At 49.5% G+C, this 16,772-nt stretch carries 12 protein-coding genes and 1 rRNA gene; 5 read left to right on the top strand and 8 right to left on the bottom strand.

Annotated elements, in window-relative coordinates; translation table 11 throughout:
• Positions 1-467 precede the first annotated feature (467 nt).
• The 4 genes from VNQ80_RS04260 to VNQ80_RS04245 form a co-directional block, all read right to left on the bottom strand.
• Positions 468-1,478 carry an inorganic phosphate transporter gene (locus VNQ80_RS04260; RefSeq protein WP_325636214.1) on the bottom strand — a complete coding sequence of 337 codons (1,011 nt, stop codon included), beginning with the start codon at positions 1,476-1,478 and terminating at the stop codon, positions 468-470.
• A 6-nt stretch (positions 1,479-1,484) separates the two neighbouring features.
• Positions 1,485-2,132, bottom strand: a complete 648-nt coding sequence (locus tag VNQ80_RS04255) for a DUF47 domain-containing protein (protein ID WP_325636213.1) — start codon at positions 2,130-2,132, stop codon at positions 1,485-1,487.
• 92 nt (positions 2,133-2,224) lie between these two features.
• Entirely contained in the window at positions 2,225-3,262 is a 1,038-nt protein-coding gene (locus VNQ80_RS04250; protein WP_325636212.1) for a sensor histidine kinase, read from the bottom strand.
• Between the two features lie 15 nt (positions 3,263-3,277).
• On the bottom strand, positions 3,278-3,937 hold the full coding sequence (locus VNQ80_RS04245) for a phosphatidylserine decarboxylase family protein (RefSeq protein WP_325636211.1): 660 nt from the start codon (positions 3,935-3,937) through the stop codon (positions 3,278-3,280).
• A gap of 155 nt (positions 3,938-4,092) precedes the next feature.
• Here VNQ80_RS04245 and VNQ80_RS04240 point away from each other — a divergent pair, with 155 nt between their 5' ends.
• From VNQ80_RS04240 to VNQ80_RS04225, 4 genes are read left to right on the top strand one after another with little or no spacing between them, the layout of a single operon-like run.
• A complete protein-coding gene (locus VNQ80_RS04240; protein ID WP_325636210.1) occupies positions 4,093-6,636 on the top strand; it encodes a DUF5686 and carboxypeptidase-like regulatory domain-containing protein in 2,544 nt (847 codons plus the stop codon).
• Positions 6,637-6,638: 2 nt separating this feature from the next.
• Complete coding sequence (locus tag VNQ80_RS04235) at positions 6,639-7,412, top strand: enoyl-CoA hydratase/isomerase family protein (protein ID WP_325636209.1); 774 nt, start codon at positions 6,639-6,641, stop codon at positions 7,410-7,412.
• A 6-nt stretch (positions 7,413-7,418) separates the two neighbouring features.
• Positions 7,419-8,441, top strand: a complete 1,023-nt coding sequence (locus tag VNQ80_RS04230; RefSeq protein ID WP_325636208.1) for an AI-2E family transporter — start codon at positions 7,419-7,421, stop codon at positions 8,439-8,441.
• 52 nt (positions 8,442-8,493) lie between these two features.
• Positions 8,494-9,960: a glycine--tRNA ligase gene (locus VNQ80_RS04225; protein ID WP_325636207.1), complete on the top strand. Its 1,467-nt coding sequence runs from the start codon at positions 8,494-8,496 to the stop codon at positions 9,958-9,960.
• 1 nt (position 9,961) lies between these two features.
• On the opposite strand, the gene VNQ80_RS04220 is transcribed toward VNQ80_RS04225, so the two are convergent.
• Positions 9,962-12,283 (bottom strand): glycoside hydrolase family 95 protein, encoded by a 2,322-nt coding sequence (locus VNQ80_RS04220; protein ID WP_325636206.1) that lies wholly within the window; start codon positions 12,281-12,283, stop codon positions 9,962-9,964.
• On the bottom strand, positions 12,280-14,277 hold the full coding sequence (locus VNQ80_RS04215; RefSeq protein ID WP_325636205.1) for an alpha-L-fucosidase: 1,998 nt from the start codon (positions 14,275-14,277) through the stop codon (positions 12,280-12,282). The genes VNQ80_RS04220 and VNQ80_RS04215 overlap by 4 nt, the downstream gene beginning before the upstream one ends.
• Positions 14,278-14,533: 256 nt before the next feature.
• Between VNQ80_RS04215 and cobA the strand changes: the two genes are divergently transcribed.
• A complete protein-coding gene (gene cobA, locus VNQ80_RS04210) occupies positions 14,534-15,349 on the top strand; it encodes a uroporphyrinogen-III C-methyltransferase (protein ID WP_325636204.1) in 816 nt (271 codons plus the stop codon).
• 13 nt (positions 15,350-15,362) lie between these two features.
• Here cobA and VNQ80_RS04205 read toward each other — a convergent pair whose 3' ends face one another.
• Positions 15,363-16,478: a formylglycine-generating enzyme family protein gene (locus VNQ80_RS04205; RefSeq protein ID WP_325636203.1), complete on the bottom strand. Its 1,116-nt coding sequence runs from the start codon at positions 16,476-16,478 to the stop codon at positions 15,363-15,365.
• 181 nt (positions 16,479-16,659) lie between these two features.
• Positions 16,660-16,771: ribosomal RNA gene (rrf, locus tag VNQ80_RS04200) — 5S ribosomal RNA — on the bottom strand.
• Position 16,772 lies beyond the last annotated feature (1 nt).

Raw genomic sequence — 16,772 nt, 5'->3', positions numbered from 1 at the left:
GATTGTAGAATAATTCATACTCTTGTTTTTTTTAAGGTTAAAAATTTTTAATTGTCTAATTTCTCGCAAAAATAACCAATAGTTTGATTCCCGCAATATTTGCAAATACTATTCCAGTTTTTTTCCTTTTTATGATTTTCTTAAAAAAAACACGGTATAATAATTGCCTTCCTAGCCCAAACAACAGTCCGAACCCTGATAGACAGCCGTTTACCTTAGCTGCATATCCCCTCCTTAAACTTCAACATCCGGCAGACATGTTGTACTTACTGCGCTACAGACCGCAAAACAACACCACCACTTCATCCACGATACCAAACTTCAAATGTCTACTTTTTTAGTCAGTCTAGCAAAAGTGCTGTAAATCTACAGATTAATTGCTTCCGTTCCTAACGTTTTATGATTTTATCTTCGCAATGCGAACCGTACCCATGCACTGCCCTTCACAAAAGGCGAATGCCAGATACTTAAAAGAGATAGTGGATAATAGTATAGGTAACACCTGCCAATATTGCCGACACGGGAATAGTAAGCACCCATGCCCATAACAGGCTAATGGTAACTCCCCACCTGACGGCCGACACCCGTTTCACCACGCCGACACCAATGATGGACCCGGTAATGGTATGGGTTGTAGACACAGGGATACCGAAATGTTCGGTTATCCCAAGCGTAATCGCACCTGCCGTTTCCGCTCCCACACCTTCCAAGGCATTTACCTTGGTGATTTTCGTACCCATCGTTTTCACGATTTTCCATCCTCCGCTCATTGTCCCCAGCGCGATGGCCGAATAGCACGCCAACGGTATCCATTCGGGCATGTGATCACCCGATTGCAAGTACCCCCCGGCAACCATGGCCACGAAGATGATGCCCATTACTTTCTGCGCATCATTGCCGCCATGGGCAAAGCTCAAGGCGGCAGACGAAACCAATTGTAGTTTCTTAAACCACCACTCCGCTACAGACGGCTTAGCCCGCTTGGATATGTTAATGATGATCAGTGTGATGATAACCGCAATAATCATCCCTACTGCCGGAGCCAACACGATGAATGAAATGATTTTCAAGGTTGCATTCAGGTTGATCGCCTCGATCACATTGTCACCTAAAATAAACGCATGCGTCATGCCCGCTCCCGCAAACCCTCCTATCAGTGTATGCGACGAACTTGAAGGTACGCCATAATACCACGTAAATAGATTCCAACCAATTGCCGCCACTAGCCCGGCAAGAATCACGTCTAAGGTAATATACTCCTCAAGCACCGTCTTCGCGATGGTATTGGCCACTTTGTGGTCGGTGAAATAAAAATATGCGGCAAAATTGAATGTCGCCGCCCAAAGTACGGCCTGGAACGGTGACAGAACTTTGGTAGACACGATCGTGGCAATCGAATTGGCTGCATCGTGAAAGCCATTGATATAATCAAATGCGATAGCGAGGACGATAACAACGACCAATAGCGTGCTGATCATAAGAGACTAGGCGTTTTTCACTAAAATGCTTTCCAATACATTGGCCACGTCCTCACACTTGTCGGTAGCGGTTTCCATAGCAGATAGCACTTCTTTATACTTAATCAATACAATGGCATCTTTCTCGAACTCGAATAGCTCACCCACCGCCTTATCGAAAATATAATCCGCTTTGTTCTCGATGCTATTAATACGCACGCAGGAGTCCGTGATGTTTCGGATGTTTTTCAGGTTCCGCAGTTCGTGAACCGCCTTAGCCACATCTTCCGTCGCCTCCAAAATCAAATCGGCCATTTCGATGATGGGTTCGGTTATCTGCTCCACCTTATATAAATCAATGCGGTTGGACGCCCCGTGTATGAAGTCGGCTACGTCATCCAATGAACTTGTCAACGTATGGATATCTTCCCTGTCAAACGGCGTGATGAAGTTTTTACCCAATTCCAAATGGATTTGATGGGAAATATCATCCCCACGATGCTCCAAGTCTTCGATTTTCCTGCATATTTCCTTCCGTTTGGCGGGGTCGGTAAGATTTACCAGCTCGTTTAGCAGCTTTGCCATATCAATGAGATTGCTGCTTGCCTGTTCAAACAACGGAAAGAACTTCTTGTCTTTAGGAACGAAATACTGGAATATGCTATTGAGCGACATAAGGAATAATATTTATGCAAAAATATGACGCCAATGTTAACTTAATGTTAATTAACAATACTTTTTTGTATAGCCGTCACCGAAAAAAAAATCTATATCGATGGTTTAACCTTCTCCAACGTAAACGCAAAAGTGGTTCCCACACCTTCTGTACTACGCACATTGATGGTTTGCCGGTGTGCTTCGATGATATGTTTCACGATGGATAACCCCAAACCCGAACCACCTATTTTCCGCGACCTGCTTTTATCCGTCCGGTAAAACCGCTCAAAAATCCGCGGTAGGTTTTTCTCTTCAATCCCGATGCCGTCATCGGTCACCTCCACCAATACCGTTTCAAACAGTTCATAGATCCTAACATCGGTATGGCCGCCCCGTTTACCATATTTAATGGAGTTGCTGATAAGGTTTACGAATACTTGACGTATTTTCTCGCGATCGGCCCTTACCATGGTGGGATATTGGTACTTCTCTTTAAATACCAGCCCAATATGATGTGCCGATGCCTTATCCTCTATCGAATCGAGCACCTCCTTAACCAATAAGACAAGGTCAAATTTTTGGTAATTGATTGGCACCTGTCCACTTTCTAGTTTCGATATTTCATCAAGGTCCTTTATCAAAAACGATAGCCGGTCAAGGTTCGAAGACGCTTTCTTCAAAAACTGCGTCGCCATCGCTACGTCCTCCTGCATCATCCCATCCTGCAATGCGTCGACATAACCCTGGAGGGCAAACAACGGTGTTTTAAATTCATGAGCCACGTTGGCGAGGAACTCCCGGCGAAACCGCTCCTGCTCTTTCAACCGATCTATTTCTTTCTTTTTCTCCTTTGCCCAGCCCCTTACCTGTTGCTCCACATCGTTGATTGGATCGTCGCTCATTTTCTCTCCCAAGGCATCTTTAAGGTCTTTGCCCAATTTCAAATTATGGATTAACTTATAGATGAGCTTTATTTTGCCGTAAATATAACGCTGAAACAAATAGTAGAACGTTAAAAAACTGATGGCGAATGAGATGATGAACGTAACAAGGAAATGCTGCCAACTGTGTTGGAAATAAAAATTCACGCAGGCAATAGATAGGCCCACTGCACACGCGTTAATGAAAACAAGCAGGATAAACCTCATTGCATGAACATTTCACTAGTCAAAACGACCAAGGACTGTTAGACCACCGGAGACCTTATCCCCAATGCTAACGTCCACTTTTGTGCCCAAGGGAAGGAAAACATCCACACGCGAACCGAATTTGATAAACCCGAACTCTTCCCCTTGTGTAACCGTGGAGCCTTCCTCTACATACCAAACGATGCGGCGCGCCATGGCTCCCGCTATTTGGCGGAATAGGATTTCTTTACCGGTTGCTGTCTGCACAGCAATGCTGGTCCGCTCGTTGAGCGTTGACGACTTGGGGTGCCAAGCCACCAGGTACTTCCCAGCGTGGTAACGGAAAAAGGTAACCTTTCCGCCCACAGGATTACGGTTGATGTGAACGTTCACAGGCGACATGAAAATAGACACCTGTAACCGCTTATCGTGGAAATATTCCGTTTCTTCGGTTTCTTCAATCACGACTACCTTCCCGTCCGCCGGGCAAAGAATGACGTTTTCATCGGTAATAATGCGCCGCCGAGGATTTCGGAAAAACTGCAAAACGGTTATAAACAACAAGAGCGAAAGGGAATAGGTCGCCCACACAACAAACGAATTGTCCGATACAAAGTAATGGACCAGTGCATTGGCGACGAAAATCACCAAGACCACAATGGCTATGCTGGTATATCCTTCTTTATGGATGGTCATCTATAGAAATTAATGGACAAACTTAGATAATTTTCTTCTATATACCATATAGCCGGATCGAGTCAACTCAAAATTCACAACAGTTCTTAAACTTCCCAACAAATTGTATCTTGTGAACGTTTATACTCGTTAGGTATGAAACGGAATGTGCTGCTATGAGAATACGATCCACTGCTTTCAAAGGAACGTTGTTGTTGATGGGGATAATCACCTTTTCATCCCTTTCAGCACAGCCGACTATTCGCGGTAAGGTGACCGATGCAGCCACCCATGAGGGCATTCCGGGCGCCACTGTAGCTTTGCTGCACACGGAGAAGGGCACGTCGACCGACAGCTCGGGAAACTATACCATAACACCGACTCCGAAGGCCACAGCGATTCAATTTACCGCACTGGGGTATAAAACGGTTACCAAATGGCTGGACCCCGATACCTCACAAACCATCGATGTGGAATTGGAAGAAGATTTCAAGGCACTTGACGAAGTAGTCGTCAGCGGCAAAGGGAAATACCGCAACCGGAATAATCCCGCTGTGGAACTCATACGGAAAGTCATCGAACATAAAGGGGCGAACCGACTGACTCGTTTTGACCACGTATCGTTCGATGCCTATGAAAAAACCATGGTGGCTGTAAGTAATGTGCCCAAATTTGTCACCAACAATGCGCTCACGCGGGGCTACCGATTTGCATTTGAGAACGTGGACACAACCCTGGTACCGGGTCGCTCGCTATTGCCGATATACCTGGAGGAAAACCTATCCAAGCAATACCGGCGCCTCTATCCGAAGGCCACCAAAACAGTGGTCACCGGCAACAAGAAAACCGAACTTGATGCGCGGTACGTCAATAACGAGAACATCCAAACGTATTTCAATTTTATCTACACCGATGTGGATATTTATGAAAACAACGTGTTGATCTTAAATAAGCCTTTTCTAAGTCCAACGGCCGACGCAGCACCTTTATTTTACAAATTCTTTATCACTGACACCATTTCCGCTCCCGAAGGCCAATTTGTTGAACTAACGTTCGTGCCAAGGAACGAAACAGATCGGTTATTCTCAGGTAGGTTACACATCACACTAGATGGGAATTACGGCATACGCCGTGCCGACATCCGGATAGACCAACGGGCAAACCTCAATTGGGTGAATGACCTTACGCTATCGCTCCGCTTCGATCGCCACGATAATGGTGTGTACCTTCCTGCATTTTCCGATATGAAAATCAACTTCGGACTGCAAGGAAGTGAGGGCGGTGCCTTCGGTCAGCGAACATTGGTATATTCGGGGTATGATACCGAAACCACCATACCGGCAACTGTTTTTGATGGCTCACAACCGACGATGGCGGAGGGTGCCGATGATCGATCCGCCGCATACTGGGATAATATGCGACCCCTGGCACTAACTACCGTGGAGGCAAACACCTATGCCAACCTGGACAGCCTGCAAGACAACCGCTCATTCAGGCGGACATTAAAGCTGGGGTACCTGCTTTCACAAAGCTATGTCAATGCTGGTCCGGTGGAGTTCGGACCCGTGGAGTATACCTATAGTTTCAACGATCTTGAAGGAAACCGTATACGTATCGGTGGACGGACCACTCCCGAGCTCTCAAAAAAAGTTTATGCAGAGGCTTACACCGCCTATGGAACCACAGATAAGCAATTGAAGTTCTACGGCAGTGTGGCTCACGCGCTCAATCAGCGAAGGGTTGGCGAATACCCTGCCCATTATATGCAGCTCACCTACCAGCACGATGCGCGGGAACCCGGGCAACTGTTGGGATTCCGCAATGGCGATAGCTTTATCCGCTCGTTCCGCAGTGATAAGCAGGATAAATGGAGTTATTTCAACGTATGGAAACTTAGCCATGTCGTAGAGTTCGGGAACCATTTCATGCTCCAGACCGCTTTCGTTTCACAACGGGAAGACCCCGCCGCGAACCTTCATTTCATCACCGCCGCAACCAGTCCCGATACGATAAGTACATTGCGTACATCGGAGCTGGTCTTCGACCTTCGATGGGCTCCCCATGAAGCATTTTTCCAACGGAACCTGGAACGGACACCCATCATTAACGAGTACCCCATATTCAACCTGCGTTACAATATAGGGCTGAAAGGACCCCTTGGCGGAGCGTACAGCTTCCATGCCCTACGGCTGGGCATTTCCAAACGCCTATTCCTTTCGCAGTTAGGGCTGGCTGATATCAACCTCACCACCGGCTACCTGTTCGGAACTGTACCGTTTCCATTGCTCGATATTCCTTATGCCAGTAAAACGTACGCATTGTCACAAGATGCCTATGCACTGATGAACGACCTGGAGTTTGTAAACGATCAATACATCAAACTGCATATCGAACACCGCCTTCACGGTTTTATATTAAATAAGGTTCCACTTTTAAAACGATTGAAAATACGCGAAGTCGTCGGCTTCAAGTTGCTTTACGGCAATGTACGGCCCGAGAACCGGCCCGAGAACAACCCCGCTGTTTACCTGCTCCCCACAGATGCCAATGGCAACCGGACAACGTTCATCATGGGCCGCAGGCCTTATATGGAGGCCAGCGCGGGCTTCGAAAATATTTTGAATGTATTGCGTGTGGAATATGTACGGCGATTGTCGTACCTTAACCATCCCGATATCGATAAAGGAGGGATTCGTTTTAGCGTTAAAGTAGACTTCTAATTATGACTTATCAAAACTTGCACGTCGAAGATACCGGGCACATCCGGCGCATCACCATTGCCCGGGAAGAAAAATTGAATGCCTTAAATAAAGCCACCTTGGCCGAACTGCATAACGCCATTACGGCAGCATTAGCCTCGGATACGGTGCGGGGTATCGTGCTGACCGGTGCGGGGGAAAAGGCTTTCGTAGCAGGAGCAGATATTGCCGAATTCGCTTCATTCAACGCCGACCAGGGGCAGGCGCTCGCGCGCGAGGGGCAAACCAGCGTATTCGACTTGATACACCATGCCACCAAACCGGTAGTGGCTGCTATCAACGGGTTTGCACTTGGTGGGGGTCTCGAACTGGCCTTGGCCTGCCATATCCGTCTGGCTGTAAGCGATGCGAAGCTCGGTTTACCGGAAGTGTCACTCGGACTGATACCTGGGTATGGCGGTACGCAGCGCCTTACGCAGTTGGTGGGACGTGGGCGGTCCCTCGAAATGATCCTGACCGGCGATATGATTACAGCAACCCAAGCGCTTGATTATGGTATCTTAACCCACGTCGTTGAACCGGAGGAATTGCTTGCGGAAGCAGAACGGATCGTACGTCGCATCGCATCACGCTCGCCAAGCGCCGTAGCCGCGGCAATCAAAGCCATAAACGCAGGTCTCGGAGATACCCGTACGGGTTTCGAAGCTGAAATTGAAGCGTTTGGCCGGTGTTTCGGCACACCGGACTTCAAGGAGGGAGTCGCCGCTTTTTTGGAGAAACGAAAACCAAATTTCTAACCACCCATGTCTTACTCCGTATTTACCCAAAAGGAACGTAATGTCATTACCTTAATACTGCTGATTTTACTCGGTGCAGTAATCGCGTTCGCCGTGCGTGGAATCATCGGGGCACTGCTGGGCACCATGGTGATGTATACCATATTCCGGCCGATGAATATCTGGCTGGTAGAAAAGCTCAAATGGCAGAGGCCCCTTGCCGCCGTAACCATCATTGTATTGTCGTTCCTGATCATCGTTCTTCCTTTTTTAGGGATAGGGACGATGCTCACCAACAAGATCGTGAATTTGATAAAAAACCCCGATTGGATAAAGAACACGGTTGACACCATCAATGCATATGCCGGAGACAAACTGGGCAAGCCAGACTTGATCCGGGAGCAGTTGGAAAAAAGCGCCACCTATTTCGGCGGAATGTTCACATCGCTGCTCAGTGGCGCCGCAAGCCTATTCCTGGATATCACCGTTATGTACTTTCTCCTGTATTTCCTTTTTGTTAACTTCAGGAGCTTTGAACGTGGTCTACTCCGGTATTCGCCGTTTAAGGTGGAAAATGCGATCCGCTTCGGCCATGAACTCCGTAACATTACCTATTCCAATGTAATCGGCCAAACATTCATCGCGTTGGTACAAGGCGGTACACTGGCGTTGGGCTTTTGGATGTTCGGTTTCCAAGACGCCCTGTTTTGGGGTGTCATCTGTGCCATTCTCTCATTCGTGCCGCTGCTCGGCCCACCACTTATTTTCGTTCCTGCGGCGGTCTACGCATTTACCCAAGGGGAGAACTGGGCAGCCATCGGTCTGCTGATCTATGGCTTTGTGGTGGTAATCAATATCGACAATGTGCTGCGTCTGGTCATCGCCAAAAGAGTGGGTGATATCCATCCCATTATCACTGTGGTGGGCGTCATTATCGGTATTCCGCTGTTCGGCATGATGGGCTTGGTATATGGCCCGCTCTTGCTTTCGTATTTTTTGATTATGGTCCGCATCTACGAAGCGAATAAGCGGGAAGGGGACCTGCATTAGGGGGTTTTTGCTGTTTGCATATCAGTGGCTTTTTAGCTATGTTTGCCCCCTTATGAGCAAACAGACGGACGACTTCTTCAAGCAGGTAGTTTCACACGCAAAGGAATACGGGTTTGTGTTCCCTTCAAGCGAAATATACGACGGCCTCAGCGCTGTCTATGATTACGGCCAGTTAGGCGCAGAGCTTAAAAATAACCTCAAATTGTATTGGTGGAAAGCCATGGTACAGCTCCATGAGAATATCGTGGGTATCGACGCCGCCATCTTTATGCACCCCACCACGTGGAAAGCCTCAGGGCATGTGGATGGGTTCAATGACCCCATGGTCGATAACAAGGATTCCAAAAAACGTTATCGTGCCGACCAACTGATCGAAGATAAAATTACGCGCTACGAGGCCGACGGGAAAACCGATAAAGCCCAGCAATTACAGGCCGACCTCGATGCGGCGTTGAATGACGATGATCTTCCGCGCCTGAAAGCCATCATCGAAGAGCACAACATCGTTTGCCCGATATCGGGCACCAAGAACTGGACCGAGGTGCGTCAGTTTAACCTCATGTTCTCCACCCAAATGGGCGCTTCGGCTGAAGGCGCGGAGACTGTTTATTTAAGACCGGAGACCGCCCAAGGTATTTTCGTTAACTTTCTGAATGTACAGAAGAGCGGACGGCTGAAGGTGCCGTTTGGTATTGCACAAATCGGGAAAGCATTCCGTAATGAGGTTATCGCCCGCCAGTTTATCATGCGTATGCGCGAGTTCGAGCAGATGGAGCTGCAGTTTTTCGTACGGCCCGGCACCGAACTCGAATGGTATAGCAAATGGAAAGAAACGCGTTTGAAATGGCACTTGGCCATCGGTGGTGACCAAGCCAGATACCGCTTCCACGACCACGTGAAATTGGCGCACTATGCCAATGCTGCGGTCGATATCGAGTACGAATTTCCGTTCGGATTCAAAGAAGTGGAAGGAATCCATTCCCGTACGGATTTTGACCTGACCCAACACCAAAAATATTCGGGTAAAAAGCTCCAATATTTTGATCCGGAAATCAATCAGAACTATGTCCCGTATGTCGTTGAAACGTCTATCGGACTCGATCGATTGTTTCTTACCGTATTATGTAATTCCTTTGAGGAACAAGACCTGAGTACGGCGGACAAAAAAGATGCCCGCTCGGTACTCCATTTTCACCCAACCCTGGCACCTGTGAAGGCAGCAATACTTCCGTTGACCAAAAAGGACGGACTACCAGACAAAGCTAGGGAAATCCTCAATCGGTTGAAAATCGACTACAATGTTCAGTATGACGAGAAGGACTCCATTGGCAAGCGCTATCGTCGCCAAGATGCCATCGGAACACCATTCTGTATCACCGTGGACTACCAATCGCTGGAAGACGACACCGTCACACTTCGCCACCGCGATAGCATGGAGCAGGAGCGCATAGCTGCGTCGGAGCTCGAAAGAATCATTGGCGATTTGGTAGGGTGGAAAAATCTATTGACAGCACTTTAAGTCAGTTATCGGTCGGCACGGTTACGAGCTTCCCATTTACCAGTACATCTATAGGTGTTTCTAAGGGTGAATGCACATCGTATTTTACTACTTTACCGTCCCGCCAGGTAATATCGACGGTATAATTTCCCCGGGCTTTTAAACCCTTTACTTCCCCGTCTTTCCACGCGTCGGGCAGTGCCGGTAGCAAATGGATAAAACCAGCATGGCTTTGTAATAGCATTTCCGCGATACCGGCAGTACCACCGAAATTCCCGTCAATTTGGAAAGGCGGATGGGCACAAAAGAGATTAGGGTATGTGCCGGCGTTGACTCCTCCATAGGTTGTTTCACCGTCAAATGCGGGTCGCAGCAGCTGCTTCAGAATCTCCAATGCATGGTTTCCGTCCTGTAACCTGGCCCAAAACAATATCTTCCATGCACGGCTCCACCCCGTGCCCCCGTCTCCCCGCACTTGTAGTGTCTTCCTCGCCGCCGCCGCCCATTCGGGCGTGGTCTGCGGCGAAATGAATGTCCCGGGATATAATCCGTATAAATGCGACACGTGCCGATGTTGAGGCTCCGGCTCTTCATACGCTTCCAGCCATTCCATCACCCGTCCATCGGGGCCAATCCGTACCGGTGGGGGCAGCGCTTTCAAATGATCCGCCAACGTATCTACAAATGCATCACGCATGTTCAATAAGTCCGCTGCAGCAATCACATTACCATATAATTCCCTCACGATTTGGTTATCGATGGTCGGCCCCATCACCACGCTGGCCCGTTTGCCATCGGGCATCAGAAACGCGTTTTCCGGCGAAACTGAAGGTGCCGTAACCAACCAACCGTGGCGAGGTTCTTTTATCAATGTGTGATGATAAAACACTGCGGCATCACGTAGTATGGGGTAAACTTCTTTCAGATAGGTTGTGTCCATGGTGAAGAGGAAGTGTTCCCACAGGTGATTGCATAACCAACCGGAGGCCGTACTGGCGCCCCAGGAAGCCTGCTCGCCTGGCGCCGAGTAGCCCCATACGTTAGTCATCATGTAGCACACCCACCCCGGAGCGTTGTAATATGCCTTAGCTGTTTTCTTTCCTTCTTCGGCGATCGACTTGATCATGTCGATAAAAGGCTCATGCAGTTCTGGCAAATTCCCCACTTCCAGCGGCCAGTGGTTCATCTGCGCATTGATGTTGAGGTGATAGTCACCATTCCAAGGAGTCTGCACCTGATGCGCCCAAAGCCCTTGCAAGTTGGGCGGCAATAGTCCCGGCCGGGTACTGCAGATGCTGAGGTACCGCCCGTATTGAAAATATAACACCGGGAGGGCGTTGTCACTCGTGGGGTCGTCGAAGAATCTTTTCAACCGCTGGTCCGTTGGGATGCCTGCTGTTCCGTGCCCTGCAATGTGCAGTGACGCCCGATTAAATAGCCGTTGGAAAGCCAAAATATGATTGGCTCGCTGTACCTGATAAGGTGTCTTCAAGGCCTTTTCCATCAACTGGGCAGTCTGCTGTTCGTGAGCATTCCCCCTGAAATCCGTCGCTGCCGAAAAATAAATAATCGCTTCATCCGCGCCAACGAGCTTCAGCGCATTGCCCTCGGTGACCAGCTCGCCTCCGGTGTGCTGGATACGGACACGCGCCAGGTAACGCATCCCTATGCCCCCACGGCCATCATCCAATGCACCGAAAAGTTGCAATTCGTCACCAACCGACCGACGCTGTGCGCCTTCCTCCCGATCTAGGGTCACTGTAAAATTCAATGCGCCACCAGCATCGGCAGAGAGACGGATGATCCCTACATCGCCGTCAAAAGACGTGAAATACGCACGGCGATAGGTAACTCCTTCCGCGATATAAGATGTTTCTGCGGTAGCGGTAGGCAAATCAAGCTGCCTCCGGTAGTGGTCGACCTCGCTTTGTTGGTGCTCATAGCGGATGCGGAGTTCGCCCAACGTCTGAAAGCAACCATAGGGTACATGGGCCCCCGCCCCATGGCCGCTCCCCGCTCCCGCACACACAAAATTAGCATTAACCAACTGTTCCGCTTCGTTATTCCGTCCCTCAAGTAACAGTTGTTGAATAGGCGCTACGCTTTGGTAGGCGCCATAATTATTCGGATCCTGCTTACTACCAGACCAAAGGGTAATATCATTCAGTACAATCGTCTCATCCAGGATGCCGCCGTCAGGCATCATGCCCAAACGGCCATTTCCAAGTGGCAACGTTTCTTCCCACGCCATCGCAGGACGGTCGTACCACAGCCGTAATGGCTCCTGCGCCTGTACGGAGGAAAGGAGACCGCAACATAACGCAATACATCCGATCCCTCTCATGGTGTTGGTCCTGCGTCGTTACCCGCCTCGTCTTCGGCATACATATTAAATTCCGCGATAGCTACCTGGGATCGATCGCCCGTCGTGCTTGCGACGGCTTCAACGGTAAACCGGAAATACCTGGCCTTCACCGCATTAGCAAAAGCCACATATTGCATCACGGGGTTAGCAGCAACGTTGGCAAATTCACCGGTCGAAATGGCTTGCCATGTGTTTCCATTAATGCTGACGGCCAGTGCGTATCGGCTAATCTGTCCTGTCGCATCACCGTCCTGCCTGGGGAGATAACTGAAGCCAGTAAGGGTAAGCGTGTCTGCCATGTCCGTGGTTATCCATTGGGGTAGATCCGCGTCTGTGGTGAGCCAGAATGTCTCCTTCCGACCATCGACAGCCAGTGCAGGATCTCCTCCTTCGAACTTATTTTCGATAATCTGCCAATGTGCCCGGGCTACGCCATTTCGCTCCTGCCCGTTGTTGACATCATTCGAGCGGGCTGTCTTAAATAACCCGAAATCACTTAAAGCCACCGGGACCGGAGCAAATAAACGTAAGCGCAGGCGCTGGGCCGTTATCGGTTCGGCCAACGGAATAATCCGGCTGGAACCGATACTGGTTGCATGGGCAATGGGAATCCACCCCCCTTCTTCCCAGGTGTCTACCCACACACTATCCAGTCGTTGACCGAGCTTGATGTTTTCGCGTAGGCGGATCAGGTCGAACGTCTTCCCTCCCCCTAGGTCGACTACCAATTCGGGCGATGTTTCGTCGTCATCGGTTGCCCAGTAGCTGTAGCGATCGTCATCAAGAAGGTTGTTCGGGCCAAAGTGTCGGGTGTCATTGTCACGGGTATTAGATGGCTCGAACTGAGCACCCGTTGCCAGGTTTATGCCGAATGTCTCCATCAGCTTTTTGCCGAAAGCCTCCAAGGAAGCCACATCAGCAGGATGAAGCAGGCCTTCGGTATTCGGTGCTAGACCCAGATTCAGTGCTGCTCCGCGCCCCACACTCTTGAGGTACAAGTCGAAAAGCTGATCGGGGGTTTTTACCTGATGGTCCTGCTCGGGATGGTAAAACCAGCCGGGCCGAAGCGGGACATCACATTCCGCGGGAATCCAAAATTTCCCATCGCGCTGCCCGCTACCTAGAAAACGGTCATCCACATGCCCAGGAGCAGCCTTTCCGCCTTCGGGACCAATTGGAGTGAACGTCGCCCACGAAGTTTCGGGGGCGATGCCCTTTTCATTACCTACCCAGCGGATATCCGGGCCAATGTCACTGAAAATAACAGCCATAGGCTGCATGTCACGGGTAATGGACCATGTCCTTTCTTCCCATTGGTAGTAACTGGACCGGTCGATACGGCGCATTTCATTGGCCCCACCGTAGTATCCGTCACCTCCGTTTGCACCGTCATGCCAGCTGGTGAACAACTCGCCATAACCGCTGTACAATTCACGCAATTGCTCACGATAAGCGTCAGCGTATTTTTCATTGCCATACTCCGCATCATGGCGGTCCCATGCCGATACGTATACACCAAACTGCATTCCCTGTTTGCGTGTAGCTTCCATAAACTCCTTCACCATATCTCCCTGCCCGTCGCGCCATGGGCTGTTTGAAATGTTATAGTCGGTGGTTTTGGTGGGCCAAAGGCAAAATCCATCGTGGTGTTTCGCCACCGATATTAATCCCTTGAATCCGGCTGATTTGGCTGCGGCGGCAATTTGGCCGGCGTCGAAATGTTGCGGATTGAATAAATTGGCTGGTGCATCGCCAAAACCCCACTCCTTGTTTTGAAAGGTGGTGGGAGTGAAGTGAATAAGACAATATAGCTCCATTTCGTGCCAATTTAACTGTGCTTCCGTTGGTATCGGCCCGTAAGGTGCAGGTTCATTCTGCATTTGGCCGTTGGGCCCATCGCACGCGGCCATGGCCAAAAACGCTACTAACCAAATGGGAGTTATGCGGTTGTTATTACTATCGAAACTTGCCATAACGAAATCGGTTTATCAAAAGGTAAATATATATAGTTTGATCTGTAGATGGAGGCGATTGCAAGAATAATTGAGCTTTTAGGTAATCTATTTGCATGTATACGGATTTTCTCTGGATCAACCTAGCGGCCGAGATATACGGCATTTCATTGATATTCAGATAACTAAAAATCGGAATAATTTGTTTTAAATTAAATACTACAAAAAAGGTAGATATTATATATATTTGTAGCGGCATTAATAATACGTCAGCGATATGGTAAAGGAATCTTTTTTAAAGAAGCAATATGTAGATCCCAAAATCACATTGGTGGGTGCGGGGCCCGGAGACCCGGATTTAATCAGCTTAAAAGGGATCAAGGCACTGAAAACGGCAAACGTCATCCTTTACGATGCGTTGGTCAATGAGGAGCTGCTGGCATACGCGCCTTCGGAGGCCATCAAGGTATATGTCGGGAACCCATCCGGAGACGAAAACTTTTCCCAAGATGTCGTCAACCAGTTAATGGTTGATTATGCCTTGAATTTCGGTCATGTCGTCCGGCTGAAGGGAGGGGATCTGTTTGTTTTCGGTCGTGGATACGAGGAGCTGGATTACGCCGCCTCCTATAGTATAGAAACCTCGGTTGTACCCGGAATTTCAAGTGCCATCTCCGTACCCGGTCTCCAGGGCATTCCGGTAACCCATCGGGGCCTAAGTGATAGCTTATGGATCCTTGCCGGTTCAGACGATGAGGGCAACCTTTCAGAAGAGTTAAAAGATGCCGCGCAAAGCCGTGCGACAGTGGTGGTTTTATTGGGTTTCGACAAGTTGCCAGAAATCGTTGCACTTTATCAAGCAGCCGGAAAAGGGCGTTTACCTGTTGCAATCATCCAGAACGGCTCCATGGCAAATGAAAGAGTGGCTATCGGCATCGTCAATACCATTGCGGAGGTCGCCGAAGAGCAGGAGATCGATAACACAGGACCAGTACTGTTGGTATTCGGCCGTGCGGTGGAGCTAAGCCGCCAGTTTCAACACATCCACCAGTTTTTCCAGCTGACAGCATGCAGCGAGCACCTCGGCGAGTGACTTAAGAGGGAAGTTAATCCGATGATGGGGGTGGCTGGTCACTCACGCACCGGAAACCGAGGTTATTACTCCCACTACTGATTTCTCCTTTCCCACGGCTACCCGCGATATAGCGCTCACAATACTGTTCGTTGCAAAGGAAAGACCCGCCACGCTGCACACGCTTCACCGCTCCTGGTTCCATGGGATCGTAACTATCCGTGGGCCCATTCGGATTCGCAGAAGGACTATTTTTGTAATAATCAGGGCGATAATAATCCGAGCACCACTCCCATACGTTCCCGTCCATATCATACAGGCCCCAAGCGTTAGGCGGATATGATTTGACCGGGGCAACGCCTTTATAACCATCCTCTCCTTTATCTTCTACCGGGAAGTTGCCCTGATATACGTTGGCTACCCATTGCCCTTTGGGTTTGAGGTCGTTGCCCCAGTAATACGTACTGTTGGAATGACCTGCCCTGGCAGCGTATTCCCACTCAGCCTCAGTAGGAAGCCGCTTGCCTGCCCATTTCGCAAAAGCCGCCGCGTCTTCATACGCGATATGTACAACCGGTTCGCTTTCGCGGTCCCGGATGCCACTGCCCGGGCCCTCGGGATGCCTCCAACTGGCGCCGTTGACATAACGCCACCATTGGAGGTGATTAGCCAGGCCCACCGCCTGATTCGGAGGTGTGAATACCGCCGAGCCGGGCTGTAATGCATCAAGTGGCACATCGGGGAAATCTTTCGGATCCAATGGACGTTCGGCCACGGTTTGATAACCCGTTGCAGCTACGAATCGTGCAAATTGGGCGTTGGTCACTTCATGTTCATCCATCCAGAAACCATCTACTGCGACTTCATGTACTGGGCTTGCGTCGGCAAAGTCCGCGGTCCCCATCAGAAAGGTACCGCCCTGGATATAAACCATGGCCGCATCATCAGCGCCAAGAAATGTATGCTTTTTCTCAGACTCCGCAATTGCGGCAGCACGCGACGGAATTCCATGCGAGACACACGTCGCCGCGCTATCTACATCAGTACCCCCCGCGACCTGCTCCGCTTTCTGCGTTTGGTTACAAGCCGTTACCAGTACTACGGCAAGTGTAACTGAAACGAAACCTATAAACCGATATTCCAATGCCATGGCGCCTAACTGTTATATGGTGCAAAGTTAAAGCGCTAAAGATATGATTTTGACCGGTAATAATGAACTATTGTAAATACAGAAGCTATTTTAGCCCTGCTTTATGGTCTTTCCATTGGTGTTTAGGTATTGGTCAAAAAAAAAGCCCCTGGTGACTGTTGTCCCGGGGGCTTTTGAAGGGTTTTGGCGCCGACCTACTCTCACGCCTTTTACGGCAATACCATCGGCTCTGGCGGGCTTAACTGCTCTGTTCGGTAAGGGAAGAGGTGATCACCGCCGATATAGGCACCAGGA

Origin of the sequence: Parapedobacter sp. (genome assembly GCF_035556095.1) — a bacterium.
In the GTDB taxonomy this organism is placed as follows: Bacteria; Bacteroidota; Bacteroidia; order Sphingobacteriales; family Sphingobacteriaceae; genus Parapedobacter.
Note: the sequence above shows the minus strand (reverse complement) of the source record. Positions and strands in the feature narration are given on the sequence as shown.

Bases quoted from the DNA above. Each gene is read 5' to 3' on its own strand.
- VNQ80_RS04260 (WP_325636214.1), bottom strand. From the start codon at position 1,478: ATGATCAGCACGCTATTGGTCGTTGTTATCGTCCTCGCTATCGCATTT.
- VNQ80_RS04255 (WP_325636213.1), bottom strand. From the start codon at position 2,132: ATGTCGCTCAATAGCATATTCCAGTATTTCGTTCCTAAAGACAAGAAG.
- VNQ80_RS04250 (WP_325636212.1), bottom strand. From the start codon at position 3,262: ATGAGGTTTATCCTGCTTGTTTTCATTAACGCGTGTGCAGTGGGCCTA.
- VNQ80_RS04245 (WP_325636211.1), bottom strand. From the start codon at position 3,937: ATGACCATCCATAAAGAAGGATATACCAGCATAGCCATTGTGGTCTTG.
- VNQ80_RS04240 (WP_325636210.1), top strand. From the start codon at position 4,093: ATGAGAATACGATCCACTGCTTTCAAAGGAACGTTGTTGTTGATGGGG.
- VNQ80_RS04235 (WP_325636209.1), top strand. From the start codon at position 6,639: ATGACTTATCAAAACTTGCACGTCGAAGATACCGGGCACATCCGGCGC.
- VNQ80_RS04230 (WP_325636208.1), top strand. From the start codon at position 7,419: ATGTCTTACTCCGTATTTACCCAAAAGGAACGTAATGTCATTACCTTA.
- VNQ80_RS04225 (WP_325636207.1), top strand. From the start codon at position 8,494: ATGAGCAAACAGACGGACGACTTCTTCAAGCAGGTAGTTTCACACGCA.
- VNQ80_RS04220 (WP_325636206.1), bottom strand. From the start codon at position 12,283: ATGAGAGGGATCGGATGTATTGCGTTATGTTGCGGTCTCCTTTCCTCC.
- VNQ80_RS04215 (WP_325636205.1), bottom strand. From the start codon at position 14,277: ATGGCAAGTTTCGATAGTAATAACAACCGCATAACTCCCATTTGGTTA.
- cobA (WP_325636204.1), top strand. From the start codon at position 14,534: ATGGTAAAGGAATCTTTTTTAAAGAAGCAATATGTAGATCCCAAAATC.
- VNQ80_RS04205 (WP_325636203.1), bottom strand. From the start codon at position 16,478: ATGGCATTGGAATATCGGTTTATAGGTTTCGTTTCAGTTACACTTGCC.